Genomic DNA, 16,304 nt, shown 5'->3' with positions numbered 1-16,304 from the left:
GCGATCGCCATGGCAGACAACCGTCAGAACACGAACGTGACCATGCGGACCCCGCGCGCCCGGGTGAAGGGCCTCGGTGCCTCCGGCCACGGGGCCGGGCATTTCTGGCAGCAGCGCCTCACCGCCGCCGCCAACGCCCCGCTGATGCTCGGCTTCGTCGTCATCGTCGCGATGATGGCCAACCGCCCCTACCCGGAAGCGGTCGCGCTGTTGTCGCACCCGCTCGTGGCGCTCGTCCTGATCCTCGCCGTGATCTCGGTCACGCTCCACATGAGGATCGGCATGCAGGTGATCATCGAGGATTACGTCCACTCCAAGGGACTGAAGCTCGCCAGCCTGTTCGCCAACAATGCCTATGCGGTCGTCGTCGCCGTTGCCTGCCTCTACGCGATCCTGCGCGTGAGCCTCGGCAAGCTGGTCTGATCGCACCCAAGAAACCGAAGGATCTGCCCATGGCCACCAACGGAACCAACGGCAACGGCGCGCCCGCCTATTCCATCATCGACCACACGTTCGACGTCGTGATCGTCGGCGCCGGCGGCGCTGGCCTGCGCGCCACCGTGGGCTGCTCCCAGGCCGGCCTGCGCACCGCCTGCATCTCGAAGGTGTTCCCCACCCGTTCGCATACCGTGGCGGCACAGGGCGGCATCTCGGCCTCGCTCGGCAACATGGGCCCGGACGATTGGCGCTGGCACATGTACGACACCGTGAAGGGGTCGGACTGGCTCGGCGACCAGGACGCCATCGAGTATCTCGTGCGCAACGCGCCTGCCGCCGTCTACGAACTGGAGCATTGGGGCGTGCCGTTCTCGCGTACCGAGGAAGGCAAGATCTATCAGCGCCCGTTCGGCGGCATGACCACCGATTACGGCAAGGGCACCGCCCAGCGCACCTGCGCCGCCGCCGACCGTACCGGCCACGCCATGCTGCACACCCTCTACGGGCAGGCGGTGAAGAACCACACCAACTTCTTCATCGAATACTTCGCCCTCGACTTAATCATGGACGAGGAGGGCCGCTGCCTCGGCGTCATCGCCATCGACCAGGCGTCGGGCGAGATCCATCGCTTCCGCGCCCAGATGACGATCCTCGCCACCGGCGGCTACGGACGCTCGTACTTCTCGGCCACCTCGGCCCATACCTGTACCGGCGACGGCAACGCCATGGTGCTGCGCGCCGGCCTGCCCCTGCAGGACATGGAATTCGTGCAGTTCCACCCCACCGGCATCTACGGCGCCGGCTGCCTCATCACCGAGGGCGCGCGCGGTGAGGGCGGCTACCTGACGAATTCCGAGGGCGAGCGCTTCATGGAGCGCTACGCTCCCAGCGCCAAGGACCTCGCCTCGCGCGACGTCGTCTCGCGCTCCATGACCATGGAGATCCGGGCCGGACGCGGCGTCGGCAAGACCAGCGACCACATCTACCTGCATCTCGACCATCTCGACCCGGCGATCCTGCACCAGCGCCTGCCGGGCATCTCGGAATCGGCCAAGATCTTCGCGGGCGTCGACGTCACCAAGGAGCCGATCCCGGTCCTGCCGACGGTCCATTACAACATGGGCGGCATCCCGACGAACTATCACGGCGAGGTGCTGACCCTGAAGAACGGCAACCCCGACACGGTGGTGCCGGGCCTGATGGCGCTCGGCGAGGCGGCCTGCGTCTCGGTGCATGGCGCCAACCGCCTCGGCTCGAACTCGCTCATCGACCTCGTGGTGTTCGGCCGCGCGGCGGGCCTGCGCTGCGCCGAGATCGTCGAGCCGGGCGCCCGCCAGATGGACCTGCCGAAGGACTCGGCGGACAAGGCGCTCGGGCGCCTCGACCGCTTCCGCTACGCCGATGGCGGCACGCCCACGGCCGAACTCCGCGCCGAGATGCAGAAGACCATGCAGAACAACTGCGCCGTCTTCCGCACCGGCGAGGTGCTGGAGGAGGGCAAGGCCCTGATCCACAAGGTCTGGCAGGGCGAGGCCGACATCAAGATCACCGACCGCTCGCTGATCTGGAACACCGACCTGCTAGAGACCCTGGAATTCGACAACCTGATCGGTCAGGCCGTCGTCACCATGGAATCCGCCGCCAACCGCAAGGAAAGCCGCGGGGCGCACGCCCGCGAGGACTTCCCCGACCGCGACGACAAGGAGTGGATGAAGCACACCCTGTCTTGGCTCGACGAGACCTCGCAGCAGGTGAACATCGATTACCGCCCGGTCCACACCTACACGATGTCGAACGAGATCCAGTATATCGAACCGAAGGCGCGGGTGTATTGAGATTCTGAGATCGAGGAATTCGCATTCATGAACGCATTCCCCCGGATCACGCGCAACCCGTCCGTCATGGGCGGCAAGGCCTGCATCCGTGGAATGCGGGTGACGGTGGGGATGATCCTGGCCAATCTCGGATCGGGCGTCGGTATCGACGAGTTGCTCTCGGCCTATCCCTATCTGGAACGGGACGACGTGCTCGAGGCCATGCGCTTCGGCGCATGGCTGGCGCAGGAACGCGAGATTGACCTCGAGCCGGCGGCGTGAGGTTCGTGATCGACATGAACCTATCGATGGATTGGGTCGGCTGCCTGCAAACAGCCGGTCACGACGCGGTCCACTGGTCGAATGTCGGCGCCGTGGATGCTGCCGATGACGCCATCGTCGAATGGGCGCGGACCGAGGACCGGATCGTTCTCACCAACGATCTCGATTTCGGGACCTTGCTGGCGATGTCGGGCGCGTCCAGCCCGAGCGTCGTCCAGCTCCGCACCGACACGACCTTATCCGCCCGGATCGGCCCCCTGGTCGTCCAGGCCCTCGCCCGCGCGGAGGCTGACCTGCTCTCCGGCGCGATCCTGACCATAGAGGCGGAGCGGCTTCGGTTGCGCGCCCTCGATTTCGCCCGGAAAGAGTAGGCCCTTCTCATGGCTGAATTCGCCCTTCCCAAGAACTCCAAGATCACTGAGGGCAAGACCTGGCCCCGGCCGACCGGGGGCAACAACCTCCAGGAATTCCGGATCTATCGCTGGAACCCGGATGACGGCGCCAATCCGCGGGTCGACGTCTATCAGGTCGACCGCGACGATTGCGGGCCGATGGTCCTCGACGCGCTGCTCTGGATCAAGGCCAAGGTCGATTCGACCCTGGTGTTCCGCCGCTCCTGCCGTGAGGGCATCTGCGGCTCCTGCGCCATGAACATCGAGGGCCAGAACGCGCTCGCCTGCACCATGGGCATCGACGAGTGCCAGGAGCAGGCCAAGGGCAAGAAGACCGGCGCGGTGCGGATCTATCCGCTCCCGCACATGCCGGTGCTGAAGGATCTGGTGCCGGACCTCACCAACTTCTTCGCCCAGCACGCGTCTGTGGAGCCCTGGCTCCAGACCGAAACGCCCGCGCCCGAAGGCGAGTGGAAGCAGACGCCCGAGGATCGCGCCCAGCTCGACGGGCTCTACGAATGCATCCTGTGCGCCTGCTGCACCACCTCCTGCCCGAGCTACTGGTGGAACGGCGACCGCTTCCTCGGTCCGGCCGCCCTGCTCCAGGCCTATCGCTGGCTCATCGACAGCCGCGACGAGAATACCGGCGAGCGCCTCGACGCCCTGCACGACCCGTTCCGGCTCTATCGCTGCCACACGATCATGAACTGCGCCAATGCCTGTCCGAAGAGCCTGAACCCGGCAAAGGCCATCGCGGAAATCAAGAAGATGATGGTCTCGCGCGAGGTCTGATCCGCGCTGACCGCAATCGCCGGGCGGTCGGACGAACAAAGGCGCCGGGATGCCTCGCATCTCGACGCCTCTCGTGTCGGCCGGCGCGGCCTGCTACTTCGTGATCTTCACCGAGACCGGATCGCTGGACGGGAAAGTCTCCTCCAGCGCCTCATCCAGACGCTCGCTCATCTCGTCCTGATGGTTCTCGGGGTGCTTCTTGTCGCCGGTGCGTGCCGGGTCCATCGGGCGCTCGTCATCGGCCTCGGGCTTGGGTGTCTGCGGTGTATCCGCCATGGCGTCTCTCCTCGGGTTCGCCTGACCGCCGCAGGGGACGGCACATTCATGGAGACCAACGCGAGGAGAGGGCGCCCGATCCCTTCTTTCGCCGGCCGAAGGCGGTTTGCCGGAATCCGGGCCGCGTTTACCGGACGTGAGGCGATGGAGGCTAGAGTTCCTTCCCCGGCATGGACGGCACCCGTTCATGGGCCGGCCAAGGTTTCGGGCACGCCATGCATATCGTGATCCTCGCAGAATTCGCCGTGGCGAGCGGGGGTGCCGAGAAGGTCGCGGTGGAATCCGCGCACGGCCTCGCCGAAGCCGGGATCGACGTCACCTTCATCCAGGCCATTGCGGGACCGGCGGACCCGCTCCTCGACCATCCCAGGATCCGGCGGATCTGTCTCGGCAATGCCGACATCTGGAACCGTGCGGCCCTGGAAGCGGCTTTGTCGGGCGTGTGGAGCCGGGATTCGGCGACCCGTTTACGTGCCGGACTCGGTGCACTGCCGCGCCCGGCGGATGTCATCCATCTGCATCAATGGACCCGCAGCCTGTCGCCGAGCATCTTTCCGGTCCTCTTCGACAGCGGCATCCCGGTGGTGGTGACGCTGCACGATTACTTTCTGTCCTGTCCCAACGGCGTCTATTACCGCTTCGACGAGAATCGCCCGTGCGGCCTGACACCGCTTTCCGCGTCCTGCATCGCCGCTCCCTGCGATCCGAAGAGCCGCCTGCACAAGGCGATCCGCATCGGCCGCAGCATCGCCCAGCGCGTCGCCCTGCACGAACGTCATCTCGACGTGATCCATGTCTGCGATGCCAGCATCCATCGCATGGATGGAAAGCTCGGCTCGCTGTCCGTCACCCATCACCGCGTCGACAATCCGGTGCGTGTCGGGGAAGGTCCGCGGGCCGATCCGGCTGGCGCGCAGGCCATCGCCTATGTAGGCCGCCTCACCCGCGAGAAGGGCGCCGATCTCGTCGCCGACGCGGCGCGGGATGCGGGCATGCCGGCGCTCTTCATCGGCACCGGCCCGCTTGAGGCGGAGTTGCGGGCGCAGCCGCATGTGGAAATGCTCGGATGGCGAACGCCGGAGGAAGTGTCCACCCTTCTCCTCCAACGGGCACGGGCGCTGGCCGCACCGTCCCGTTGGTTCGAGACCGGCCCGCTCACCATCTACGAGGCCTTGGCATCGGGGCTTCCCGTCATCGCCTCGGACCGCTCGGGCGCCGCCGAGAAGGTGATCGACGGCATCACCGGCTATGTCGTGGCGCCGGAGCGGGACACCCTCGCGGCGGCGTTTCGGCGCCTCGACGCGACGAAGGCGGAGGCGCTGGGGCGCGCCGCCCATGCGCATTACTGGCAGGCGCCGTTGACCATCGCCGCGCATGCCGCCGCGCTGATCACGCTCTACGAGGGCATCGCGCGGAACCTTCCCCTCCGACGGTCGAGCGTTTCCGCGTCATAGACGCGGGACGGCCGGCAGCAACGCCGGCCGCCGGAAACCTTGGCGGTTCGCGCTCGGCGACGCGGACTTCGACGGAGGAAATACATAACACAGATGCCGAATCGTCATTACTGTCGGCGAGCGTTTGACCGGCATCTCCCTGTTTGCTTAGACTGTTCGTCTCTCTTCCGGAACCTGTCCGGATGGCTGCGCGGGCTTTCCCGGAGCCTGGGCTATTGCGCGAAGATTGTCTCTAAGTCGATCTTGACTTATATATTGCACTGCAACATATCGATGGTGCGGCGCGTCATATCGCGCGCGATCAACCAGCAGTGAGGAACGACATGAACGCCCCGAGCTTCGAGATCCCCACCGAATTGCGCGATTTCGCGGAGAAGAGCGTGGATCAGGCTCGGACGGCCGTGAGCAGCCTGCTCGGGACCGTCGTGAAGTCCGCCGAGCAGGTCCAGTCCTCGTCGAAGACGGCGCATGAGACGATTCAGGCCGTGTTCGCCAAGAGCCTCGACCAGGTTCAGGAGAATGCGAGCTCCACCTTCGATTTCGCCCAGAAACTCGTGCGCACCCGCGACCTGAAGGAAGCTTTCGAGCTGCAGAGTGAGTTCCTGCGCAAGCAGATCGCCACGATCCAGGGCCAGGCCAAGGATCTCGGTGCCCTTGCGCAGACCGCCACGAAAGGCGTCTGATCCGGTTGCCCCGTCTCGCGCGGCCCGACTCGGTGTCGGGATCACGTGAGACGTAGGCCGAGACCCGTGAGACGGGTCGGAGGACGAGACCGTGCTCGCCCGGGTCAGGCCGGGCGCGGCGGAGGTTGGACGAAGGGGACGCGGATCATGGCCACACGCCGACAAGGACGCTCCATCGATCGCGAGAGAACCAGACCCGGCCGCCCGGCCCGGATAGCCGGAAATGAAGCGAGCGCCTCGATGACGGATGCCCCCCAACCCGCCCCGCTGGATGTCGACGCCGCAGCGGAGCTGCAGGATACGATCCTGCAGGCCGGGGACGACGGGACGGCGGTGCCATCGACCCTCGATACCGTCGAACCGTCTGTAGGCGAAGCGCTGATGGAGAGCGTATCGCAGGAAGCGCTGCTGTCCGGACAGGCCGCGGACGAGGTGTCCACCATCGGTGCCGACGCCGTCCCGGACGATGCGCACTCGCCGGAACCCGCTCTTCCGCAAGCGGAGGCTCTTGAGGACGTGGTGGCTGTTCCGGTCTCCGCCGTCGGGACCATCGCTGCCGAGGCGCAGGATGGGGACGCCGTCCACACGGAAAAGGCGCCGGACGAGAGCACCGCGCAGCCGGATTCCCTCCTGCCGGCCGAGATCGAGAGCGCGATTGCTTCGGCACAGGCCGTCGCTCCCCAGCAGCAGCGCGTCGTCGCCGTTTCCGCCCTGAGCGAGATCACCGCCGCGAACGACACGCTGGCGGCCTATCTCCGCAACGAGAGCCTCGCCACCTTCGCGCATTGGGGTGCGCTGTCGTCCGCGAAGAATCCCGCCGACGCCATCCGCCTCCAGGTCAACGAGATGCAGCGGGCGGCGGATGCCTCGCTGAGCTGCATCGCCAGCCTCGCCCGCCGGGCCGGGCGCATCGCCGCGACGGTTCGGCGGAGCTGAACACCCCTCGCGCCGGCGCCCCGGCCCGTCTAGATATCCCGGATTCCGCAGCGGCCCTGCCGTCTGCGCGCGCAATCTTGGAGATCGCGATGTTCCGTCAGCCGCTGCTCGCCTGCCTCGTCACAGCGACGATCGCCGTCTCGCCGACCGCTCGGGCGCAGATGATGAAGACGCCGGACGCGACCATGCCGGCCAAGCCGCCCGCGAAGACCGTGCCGTCCTCGAAGGGCGAGGTCCATCTCTCCTTCGCCCCCGTGGTGAAGCGGGCGGCGCCCTCGGTGGTGAACGTCTACGCCTCGCATGTGGAGCAGCGCGGCACCTCCCGCAGTGCCATGGACGAGTTCATGCGCCGCTTCTTCGGCGAGCAGGGCTCCGGGCGCGGACGCGGGATGCCGGGCGAGCGGGCGCAGAAATCCCTGGGCTCCGGCGTCATCGTCGATGAATCCGGCCTCGTCATCACCAACAACCACGTCATCGACAACATGAACGAGGTCCGCGTCTCGCTCTCGGATCGGCGCGAGTTCGAGGCGACCATCGTGCTGCGCGATCCCCGCACCGATCTCGCCGTCATCAAGATCAAGAGCCCGTCCGGCGGCCTCGTGCCGATGCCCATGGGCGATTCGGACGCCCTCGAAGTGGGCGACTTCGTCATGGCCATCGGCAACCCGTTCGGCGTCGGCCAGACGGTCACGCAGGGCATCGTCTCGGCTTTGGCACGGACCCAGGTCGGTTCCTCCGACTACCAGTTCTTCATCCAGACCGATGCGGCGATCAATCCTGGCAATTCCGGCGGCGCCCTGGTGGATCTCCAGGGGCAGCTCGTCGGCATCAACACCGCGATCTTCTCGCAATCGGGGGGAAGCCACGGCATCGGCTTCGCCATCCCCACCAGCATGGTGCGCGCCGTAGTGGAGACGGCCAAGGGCGGGGCCACCACCGTGCGCCGGCCCTGGCTCGGCGCGCGGGTGCAGAGCGTGTCGGCCGACATCGCCGAGAGTATGGGGCTCGACCACCCGACCGGCGTCCTGGTGGCGAGCCTGCAGCCGAAGAGCCCCGCTGAGGAGGCTGGCCTCAAGCGCGGCGACCTGATCCTCACGGTGGACGACAAGGTCGTCGACGATCCGGAGGCCTTCGGCTACCGCTTCGCCCTGAAGGGCATCACCGGCACCGCGAAGTTCGGCATCCTGCGCGGCACGACCCGGTCCACGGTCTCGATCAAGCTCGCCTCGGCTCCCGAGACGCGCCCGCGCGACGCGCTGAAGGTGCGCACCCGCTCGCCCTTCCTCGGCGCCACCCTCGTCAACACCTCGCCGGCCGTGGCGGAAGAGCTGCAGAAAGACTTCGCCAGCGAGGGGGTCGCGGTCTCGTCCGTCGACGAAGGCTCCATCGCCGCCCGCGCCGGCCTTCAGATCGGCGACGTCATCGTGGCGATCAACGGCGCGCCGGTGACCACCACGAAGGACCTCGAACGCATGACGCGGGCGAGCCAGGGCATGTGGGAAGTCTCGATCAACCGCGGCGGCGAAGTGCTGACCTCGGTGTTCGGCGGCTGAGAGCCTATGGCCGGGCCCTGGCGCCCGGCGCGAGCGCGTCGACCCTGTCCGCAAAGGTCGGGGTCGCGTCGAAGCCCAGAAGGCTTCTGACCGGCGCGGGTAGAAGGAACCCGGCCCCCGCGATGAGGCCGAGGCCGCCGGAACGCCGCGAGGCCCGGCGGTCGACCCCCACCGACAGGGTCGCCACGTAGCGGTCGCGCTCCTCCTTGATGGCGCAGAAGGCGAGACGCTGCGGGTCTTCGTCCAGGGCGATCCTGTCCGTGGCATTGAGGGTCTCGCGCGGCTGCCGGCGCTTCCCGTAGGCCGGGATGTTGCCGTAGACGAACTCGTTGATCGCCTCGACGAGATACATCTGACCGGTCACCAGATTGCGCTCGTCGAGGAAGACCTTGAAATGCACATGGGTCGCCCGGCCGGGATACCAGCCGGGATAGATCGTCTCGAAACTCGCCCAGCCGTTCGCGTCGCTGGCCTGGGTCCCGCGCAGGAAGGTCTGTCCCAATGTGGAGATCCTTCGCGTGTCGCCCTGACCCTGGTAGCCGGAATAGAGCCCCTGCGCGTCGGCATGCCAGACATCGACGCGGGCGCCCGGGATCGGCGTACAGGCCCCCGCATCGAGCACCCGCAGGCGCAGGCGCAACGGCACGCCGCTGCGACCCTCGGTGATGTCGGAGCGCACGAGGTGCGGATCGAGATAGTACGGTCCCTCGATTGATTGCGGCGTCAGGATGCAGGTGTCGGAATCGAGCGATCCGCGCCCGCGCGGCGGGCCCGGATCGGTGCCGGTCGCGGCGAGGGCGCCCGTGGACGAAGCGGTCAGCCCGAGCAGGGCGGCGCGGCGCGAGAGGCCGGGGCGGGAATAGGGGCCGGGGCGATCGGACATGGCGCAGGGCTCCGGTTCAGGGAACTCCTCTCGGAGATAGGGCGCCTTTTGCGCCGTTCCTGTATCCCGAATATTGCCGTGAACGGCGATGGGCGCGGATCAGCCATTCCGGATCGGCCATTCCGCGGGTGACGACGCGATATGAGGTGTTGCGGTCCGCGCCGCCCCGCGTCTTCATGCGCCGATGTCCGATCTCTTCGCCTCCGCCGGCCTGCAGAACGATGCGCCGCGCCCGCTCGCCGACCGGCTGCGCCCGCGCTCCCTCGCGGAGGTGGTCGGTCAGGAGCACCTGACCGGGCCGGACGGCTCGCTGACCCGGCTCCTCAATTCCAAGTCCTTCGGCTCCCTGGTGTTCTGGGGGCCGCCCGGCACCGGCAAGACCACGGTGGCCCGTCTTCTCGCCCACGAGACCGACCTGAAATTCGAGCAGATCTCGGCGATCTTCTCCGGCATCGCCGACCTGAAGAAGGTCTTCGAGGCGGCGCGCCAGCGCCGGACGATGGGGCAGGGGACGCTGCTCTTCGTGGACGAGATCCACCGCTTCAACCGGGCCCAGCTCGACGCTTTCCTTCCCGTGATGGAGGACGGCACGGTGACGCTCGTCGGCGCCACCACCGAGAATCCGTCCTTCGAGCTCAACGCCGCCCTCCTGTCGCGGGCTCGCGTGCTGCTGTTCCGCTCCCTCGACGACGCCTCCATCGCCAAGCTGCTGGTCCGCGCCGAGGAATTGACGGAACGGCCGCTGCCGCTGGACGAAGAGGCGCGCGGCGTCCTCGTGCGCATGGCCGATGGCGACGGGCGCGCCTGCCTCACCCTCGCCGAGGAGGTGTGGCGCTCGGCCAAGCGGGACGAGATCTTCGACGCCGCCACCCTGCAGGAGATCGTCCAGCGCCGGGCGCCGATCTACGACAAGAGCCAGGAAGGCCATTACAACCTCATCAGCGCCCTGCATAAGACCGTGCGCGGTTCGGACCCGGATGCGGCACTCTACTATCTCTGCCGCATGCTCGACGGGGGCGAGGACCGCCTGTTCATCGCCCGACGCCTCGTGCGGATGGCGGTGGAGGATATCGGGCTCGCCGACCCTCAGGCCCTGGTGGTGGCCACCGCCGCCAAGGACGCGTTCGACTTCCTGGGCTCGCCCGAGGGCGAACTCGCGCTCGCCCAGGTCACGGTCTACCTCGCCTGCGCCCCCAAATCGAACGCGGTCTACACCGCCTACAAGGCGGCGACGCGGGTGGCGAAGGAGCATGGTTCGCTGCCGCCGCCCCGCACCATCCTCAACGGCTCGACCAAGCTGATGCGCAAGATCGGCTACGGCGAGGGCTACCGCTACGATCACGACGAGCCGGACGCATTCTCCGGCCAGGATTACTGGCCGGAACAGCTCGGCCGCCAGCACTTCTACGAGCCCACCGACCGGGGCATGGAGACCCGCTACGGCGACCGCCTCGCCCATTGGGAGCGTCTGCGCAAGGAGCGCCGCGAGGACGCGACGTGACGTGACCGGCCGGGGCAGAGGCTCAGGCCACGTCGGATACCTGGATCTGCAACCGGTTCAGCGCAGCGACGAGCGGGACATCGCGGGAGGAGGGCGCGGGTCGGCCGAGCAGGTAGCCCTGGACCTCCCGGCAGCCTTCGGCCCTGACGAGGTCGAGATGGGCCTGCGTCTCGACGCCCTCGGCCACCGTCGTCACGCCGAGCCGTTTGCCGAGATCGGCCAGCACCCCGACGATCGCCGCGCAATCCGGGCGCTGGATGGCGTCCTGCACGAAGGAGCCGTCGATCTTGATCTTGTCGAAATGGAACGAGCGCAGGTGCGCCAGGGAGGAGAACCCGGTCCCGAAATCGTCCAGCGCCACACGGACCCCGAGGTCGCGCACGCGCCGCAGGTCGGCGAGGCAATCGAGTTCGTCGGCCAGGAGAGCGCTTTCGGTGATCTCGATCTCGAGCCGGCTCGGCTCCAGGCCGGCGCGCACCAGCGCCGTGAGGATGTTCGTGGCGAGGGTGCCCTTGCCGAGCTGCTTGGCCGAGACGTTGACCGCGACGCGGACGTCGTCGTCCCAGCCGGCGGCGTCCTGGCAGGCGCGGTTGAGCACCCAGATTCCGAGTTCGTCGATCAGGCCGCTTTCCTCGGCGACCGGGACGAACTCGACCGGCGAAATCCATCCCCGCCGCTCGTGGTACCAGCGGATCAGGCCCTCGCGGGCCGTGATGCGGCCCGTCTCGATATCGGTGATGGACTGGTAGAACAGGAACAGGCCCTTGCCTTCGGTGAGGGCCTCGCGCAGCTTGCCTTCGAGGCGCACGCGCTCGTACAGGCGGAACTCCATGTCGGGTGTGAAGACCCGGAACGTCTTCTTGCCGGCCGCCTTGGCGGCATAGAGCGCCATGTCCGCACGGGACAGGAGCAGTTCCGAGTCCGTTCCATGTTCGGGGGCCGCCGCGACGCCGATCGAGGCGCCGATCTCGAGGCGCCGATCGACCTCGACCTGATAGGGTCTCACGATCTCGCGGATCAGATCCTCGGCGAGGGCCGAGGCCTCCGCCACGCCCGCATCCGCGATCAGGATGGCGAATTCGTCTCCGCCCAGGCGCGCGACCAGAGTTCCGGGGCGCACGCAATGGGCGCGGAGGCGGTCCGCCACGCGGCTCAGAAGGATGTCGCCCACGAGATGCCCGTTGGAATCGTTGACGAACTTGAAGCCATCGAGATCGATGAAGAGCAGGCCGAGCCGGCAATCGGGGGAGGACAGGCGGGCATTCAGGTGTTCGCGGAACGTGTTGCGGTTGGCGAGCGCCGTCAGGGTATCGAAATGCGCGAGTTGCTGGATGCGCGCCTCGGCCGCGACCTGCTGTGTGATGACCGACCAGGTCAGCATCGGTCCGAGATAGGCGCCGTCCGTTCCGGTCACCGCCGTCACTTGGAGATCCAGCACCTCTGACCCGAGCTTGATCCTGGCCCGGTGGGGCAGGTTGGCCGGATCGGACAGGAGCTTTCGCTGGTGTTCCGGATGGCGATGGAAGACGTCGATCGAGGCGCCGAGGAGTTCCGACGGCCTGATCGGCAGCAGGTCCTTGATCTGCCCGAGCGTCCGCATTGATGTCTCGTTGAGGTAGGTGATGTTGAAGCTGACGGGATCCACCGTCATCACCGCCACCGGCATGTCGTCGATCATCCGCTGCAGGCGATATTCCTCCTGCTCCTTGGCGACTTCCGCGGTGGCGATGGCCCAGACCAGCAGCGCGCGGCTGACCCGCCCCGTGGAATCGGGCAGGGCGTGGATGTGCAGGTCGAGCCACTCGGTGCCGAAGCAGATGCGGGCCTTGTGCGGGAGCTGGGCGGCGTCGGAGAGCAGGCCGCGCTGATAGGCCGGATTCTTGTGAAATACGTCGATGGACGTGCCGACGATGTCCACCGGGTCGAAGCCCAGCGTGTCGCGGATCGATTCGAGCAGGGCGATGGAGCACGGATTGGCATAGTCGATCTCGAACGTGTCGAGATTGCAGGTCATCGCACCGACCGGGAGCGTCTCGAACATGCGCTCGAACGAAAGCGGCTCCACCGGCCGCACCGCCCCGGCTGGCGCCCTTCCGAAAACCGGACAACCCGACATCGACCTCATCCCAATCGCGAACATCACGCGCGCCGAACGGGCACGCTGGAGGCTCCAGCCGGCGAGCGCCCCCCTCGGCGGCGGGAAACTGCGAGGACTATCCACTCGATCGATATCTGACCGAACAATACTTAACTACGCTTTAAGTGGTTGCGATTTTTTACATTATATCGCATAATTCAACTGAATTATGCGGATCATTATTTGAATTGGAAAGCAAAGCCCTGGCAATCGCGCCGAGCGAAGATCGGCTCCGAAATCACGTCGGGATCGAGCATCCCGTAAGCTCTCGATCGCATGGGTTCTTCAAATGCCGGATCCGCACCATGCCCGTTGCATCACCGAGACCGACGCGCGGAACTCGATCGTGCGGCGACATCACGAATCGCTCCTTACGGCGCCCCCGAGACTTGCTCGCCCGACGCGTGCTGTCCGAGACACCGCTCCCCGAGCCCGCTCGCTCGAAAGAGAGGCACCATCAGCCGGAGGCAATGCCAGGAGAATGAGCCTGCACGAGAGCCAGTCGCTCCGGGTCGAGATGCAGGCCTGCCGCTGGGCCGAGTTCTGCGTCTGCCTCGCCCCGCGCCTGCGCGAGGCCTTCGGCGGGGAGGGAGCCGGCTGGGAGGCCGGGAACCTGCACCGCCTCTGCACGCGGGCCGGGCCGGGCCTGATCCGGGTCGATGCCGACAAAGTCACATATCCGGCCCATATCCTCCTGCGCTACGACCTCGAATCGGCAACGATCCTCGGCGATATCGAGGTGGCCTACACGCTCGGCGCCATGGCCGCTGCGCAAGCCTTCCGCACCGCCTGCGATAGCCTGCCCGGCACCTTCGCCGACCTCGCCGAAGGCGATTTCACTGCGTTGCTCGGATGGCTGCGCGACAGCGTCCATAGCCGTGACGGCGTCCCGGAGACCGACGAACTTCTCGTCGCCGCCACCGGTGCGCTGCTCGGAGCGGGATATTTTCTCCGCCACCCGCGCCGACGGTTATCCCAGGGACGGCTGAACCAGGCCCAACGGCCACTCTTCTCGACAATATGGTCAAGCTTTGTTCTTGCAAGCTGTCATCGCAGTCCATCATGATACGCAACCAGAGATAGATTTCTGATGGATTCGTATCGTGTGGATCGTGGCGCTCCTTCTGCTCGCGGCGGGCATTCTCGTCTGGATCATCAGCGGCAAACGCGGCTCCGACACGAACGTCGACGAAATGGTGCGCCGGGCGCGTTCGCCACTGGCGAAGCTGATCGGCATTCCGATCGAGCGCGTGCGTGACGTCCGGCTCGCAGCCGTGACGCTGATGCTACAGGTCGCTCGGACCGGAAGTCCCGTGACCGCGGCGGAGAAGTCGCGAATTCTCGAATTCATGAGAGATCCCCTCGAAGTCGAGGCGATATCGGCGATGTACGAGGTTGCCTGGAGCTACACCCAGGCACGCAGACCATTCCCACTGCTGGCAGGTGAATTGCTCCCACTCCTGCGCGAGACGCTGACGCCCGACGAGCGCCTGCAACTCGTGGACATGCTGATTGCGGTCGCAAGCGCGCATTCGGAGATGGGCGAGTTGCAGCACAAGGCGATTACGCAGTTCAGGGAAGACCTCATGGCCGCAAGCCCTGCGTTGAAGGCGAGCCGGGCCGGCGATTCCGGACGCTGAGACCGGTGGACCCGGCGCGGCGCAGCCTGTAGGTCGGCGGCCCCCATTCCAGCGGACCTTCGTCCGGAGACCTTCATGGCGGCCTGCGGCCTCGATTTCGGCACGTCCAACACAACGCTCGGCCTCGTCACCGAGGGGCGGCCCGCCTTGCTGCGGCTGGAGGGCGACCACGTCACGATTCCGAGCGCGATCTTCTTTCCCCCCGGCCAGGCGGCCCTCGTCGGCCGCGCGGCCATGGCCGAGTATGTCGAGGGCACGCCGGGACGGCTGATGCGGAGCCTGAAATCGGTGCTCGGCTCCTCCCTGCTCGAGGAGACGACGCCGGTCGGGCGCGAGCGGATCCGCTTTCGCGACGTCATCGCCCGCTACCTCGCCGCCGTGAAGGCACGGGCCGAAGCGCAGGCGGGGACGGGCATCGACACCGTGGTGCATGGCCGGCCGGTCCATTTCGTCGACGGCGATCCCGCGGGCGATGCCCGGGCCGAGGACGCCCTGCGCGAGATCGCCGGGAGCATCGGCTTCCGCCACGTCTCGTTCCAGTACGAGCCCATCGCGGCGGCGCTCGATTACGAGCAGCAGGTGAGGGGAGAGGAGATCGCCCTCATCGCCGATATCGGCGGCGGCACCTCGGATTTCTCCATCGTGCGGCTCTCGCCCGAGCGCCATGCCAAGGTGGATCGGTCCGGCGACATCCTGGCCAATGACGGCGTGCGCATCGGCGGCACCGATTTCGACCGGCGCCTCAGCCTCGGGACGGTGATGCCGCTGTTCGGCCTCGGCAGCCCGATGAACCGGGGCGACCTCGACGTACCGAGCGGCTATTTCCACGACCTCGCCACCTGGTCGAGCATCAACCGGCTCTACAACGCCAAGACCCTGCGCGAGATCGAGGAGGTCCGCCGCGATGCGCGCCGGCCGGACCTGATCGGGCGGCTCTACACGGTGGTGGAGGCCGAGCGCGGCCATTCCCTGGCGATGGAAGTCGAGGGCGCCAAGATCGCGGCCTCGGATGCGGGCCATGGCGGGGTCGCCCTCGGCTGGGTCGAGCCGGGACTCTCGGCCGACCTCGACCATGCCGCGCTCGTGGCACAGACGGAGGAGCTTTCCCGCCGGATCGCCGAGCGGATCGGGCGCTGCCTGAAACAGGCGGGATTGCAGGCCGACGATATCGACGCCCTGTTCCTCACCGGCGGCTCCACCGGCCTGCCGCATGTGCGCGCCGCGCTGGTGGCGGGCGTGCCGAAGGCCCGCATCGTCGACGGCGACACGTTCGGCTCGGTCGGGACCGGCCTCACCATCGAGGCGGGGCGCCGCGCGGCCTGACATCCCGTCCTCGTGGCGCTTTGCCGAGAGAGGCGAGGGTGTTACGAGCACGCGATGACCACAAGACCACCATCACGCGGCGGCGCCGGGCGCAAGGGCTCGGGAGCCGGCAAGGGCGGACCGCCCTCCGGCGGCGGCAAGCCGTACCGCACCGGCAGGCCCGGCGCATTCCGCCGGCCCGACCGCGAAGGCACCGGCCC

Annotated in this window: 15 protein-coding genes and 1 pseudogene; 13 read left to right on the top strand and 3 right to left on the bottom strand. The window is 67.3% G+C overall.

Going from position 1 to position 16,304, the window contains the following annotated elements; genetic code table 11:
• Positions 1 to 9: 9 nt before the first annotated feature.
• Genes sdhD through ACFQ4G_RS07670 form a run of 5 tightly spaced genes read left to right on the top strand, consistent with a single transcriptional unit; the run spans position 10 to position 3,718 of the window.
• The gene (gene sdhD, locus ACFQ4G_RS07690; RefSeq protein WP_238205332.1) at positions 10 to 423 is read left to right on the top strand and encodes a succinate dehydrogenase, hydrophobic membrane anchor protein; all 414 of its coding nucleotides are present in this window, start codon (positions 10 to 12) and stop codon (positions 421 to 423) included.
• Positions 424 to 452: 29 nt separating this feature from the next.
• Positions 453 to 2,273 (top strand): succinate dehydrogenase flavoprotein subunit, encoded by a 1,821-nt coding sequence (gene sdhA / locus ACFQ4G_RS07685; protein WP_238205330.1) that lies wholly within the window; start codon positions 453 to 455, stop codon positions 2,271 to 2,273.
• A gap of 27 nt (positions 2,274 to 2,300) precedes the next feature.
• Positions 2,301 to 2,534: a DUF433 domain-containing protein gene (locus ACFQ4G_RS07680; protein WP_238205321.1), complete on the top strand. Its 234-nt coding sequence runs from the start codon at positions 2,301 to 2,303 to the stop codon at positions 2,532 to 2,534.
• Positions 2,531 to 2,905: a DUF5615 family PIN-like protein gene (locus tag ACFQ4G_RS07675; protein ID WP_379040018.1), complete on the top strand. Its 375-nt coding sequence runs from the start codon at positions 2,531 to 2,533 to the stop codon at positions 2,903 to 2,905. The genes ACFQ4G_RS07680 and ACFQ4G_RS07675 overlap by 4 nt, the downstream gene beginning before the upstream one ends.
• 9 nt (positions 2,906 to 2,914) lie before the next feature.
• On the top strand, positions 2,915 to 3,718 hold the full coding sequence (locus ACFQ4G_RS07670) for a succinate dehydrogenase iron-sulfur subunit (RefSeq protein ID WP_238205319.1): 804 nt from the start codon (positions 2,915 to 2,917) through the stop codon (positions 3,716 to 3,718).
• A gap of 93 nt (positions 3,719 to 3,811) precedes the next feature.
• On the opposite strand, the gene ACFQ4G_RS07665 is transcribed toward ACFQ4G_RS07670, so the two are convergent.
• Entirely contained in the window at positions 3,812 to 3,994 is a 183-nt protein-coding gene (locus tag ACFQ4G_RS07665; RefSeq protein WP_238205563.1) for a hypothetical protein, read from the bottom strand.
• A gap of 215 nt (positions 3,995 to 4,209) precedes the next feature.
• Between ACFQ4G_RS07665 and ACFQ4G_RS07660 the strand changes: the two genes are divergently transcribed.
• The 4 genes from ACFQ4G_RS07660 to ACFQ4G_RS07645 all read left to right on the top strand — a co-directional run bounded on the left by ACFQ4G_RS07660 (position 4,210) and on the right by ACFQ4G_RS07645 (position 8,620).
• Positions 4,210 to 5,448 (top strand): glycosyltransferase, encoded by a 1,239-nt coding sequence (locus ACFQ4G_RS07660; RefSeq protein ID WP_238205318.1) that lies wholly within the window; start codon positions 4,210 to 4,212, stop codon positions 5,446 to 5,448.
• 323 nt (positions 5,449 to 5,771) lie between these two features.
• Positions 5,772 to 6,131 carry a phasin gene (locus tag ACFQ4G_RS07655; RefSeq protein ID WP_238205317.1) on the top strand — a complete coding sequence of 120 codons (360 nt, stop codon included), beginning with the start codon at positions 5,772 to 5,774 and terminating at the stop codon, positions 6,129 to 6,131.
• Positions 6,132 to 6,371: 240 nt separating this feature from the next.
• Complete coding sequence (locus tag ACFQ4G_RS07650; protein ID WP_238205316.1) at positions 6,372 to 7,067, top strand: hypothetical protein; 696 nt, start codon at positions 6,372 to 6,374, stop codon at positions 7,065 to 7,067.
• Between the two features lie 89 nt (positions 7,068 to 7,156).
• Complete coding sequence (locus ACFQ4G_RS07645) at positions 7,157 to 8,620, top strand: DegQ family serine endoprotease (RefSeq protein WP_238205315.1); 1,464 nt, start codon at positions 7,157 to 7,159, stop codon at positions 8,618 to 8,620.
• A 4-nt stretch (positions 8,621 to 8,624) separates the two neighbouring features.
• Here the strand turns inward: ACFQ4G_RS07645 and ACFQ4G_RS07640 are convergent, their stop codons facing one another.
• The gene (locus tag ACFQ4G_RS07640) at positions 8,625 to 9,503 is read right to left on the bottom strand and encodes an intradiol ring-cleavage dioxygenase (protein ID WP_238205314.1); all 879 of its coding nucleotides are present in this window, start codon (positions 9,501 to 9,503) and stop codon (positions 8,625 to 8,627) included.
• Positions 9,504 to 9,687: 184 nt separating this feature from the next.
• Between ACFQ4G_RS07640 and ACFQ4G_RS07635 the strand changes: the two genes are divergently transcribed.
• Positions 9,688 to 11,004: a replication-associated recombination protein A gene (locus tag ACFQ4G_RS07635; RefSeq protein ID WP_238205313.1), complete on the top strand. Its 1,317-nt coding sequence runs from the start codon at positions 9,688 to 9,690 to the stop codon at positions 11,002 to 11,004.
• 22 nt (positions 11,005 to 11,026) lie between these two features.
• On the opposite strand, the gene ACFQ4G_RS07630 is transcribed toward ACFQ4G_RS07635, so the two are convergent.
• Entirely contained in the window at positions 11,027 to 13,045 is a 2,019-nt protein-coding gene (locus ACFQ4G_RS07630) for a putative bifunctional diguanylate cyclase/phosphodiesterase (RefSeq protein ID WP_238205312.1), read from the bottom strand.
• Between the two features lie 500 nt (positions 13,046 to 13,545).
• Here ACFQ4G_RS07630 and ACFQ4G_RS07625 point away from each other — a divergent pair.
• The 3 genes and pseudogenes from ACFQ4G_RS07625 to ACFQ4G_RS07615 all read left to right on the top strand — a co-directional run.
• Positions 13,546 to 14,111, top strand: a pseudogene (locus ACFQ4G_RS07625) (carboxypeptidase M32); the annotation flags it as partial.
• A gap of 133 nt (positions 14,112 to 14,244) precedes the next feature.
• Positions 14,245 to 14,781 (top strand): tellurite resistance TerB family protein, encoded by a 537-nt coding sequence (locus ACFQ4G_RS07620; RefSeq protein WP_238205310.1) that lies wholly within the window; start codon positions 14,245 to 14,247, stop codon positions 14,779 to 14,781.
• Positions 14,782 to 14,856: 75 nt separating this feature from the next.
• Positions 14,857 to 16,104 carry an Hsp70 family protein gene (locus ACFQ4G_RS07615; RefSeq protein WP_238205308.1) on the top strand — a complete coding sequence of 416 codons (1,248 nt, stop codon included), beginning with the start codon at positions 14,857 to 14,859 and terminating at the stop codon, positions 16,102 to 16,104.
• The last annotated feature ends 200 nt before the right edge of the window (positions 16,105 to 16,304 follow it).

The sequence above is a fragment of the Methylobacterium marchantiae genome, from assembly GCF_042679825.1.
Taxonomy (GTDB): Bacteria; Pseudomonadota; Alphaproteobacteria; order Rhizobiales; family Beijerinckiaceae; genus Methylobacterium; species Methylobacterium marchantiae.
Note: the sequence above shows the minus strand (reverse complement) of the source record. Positions and strands in the feature narration are given on the sequence as shown.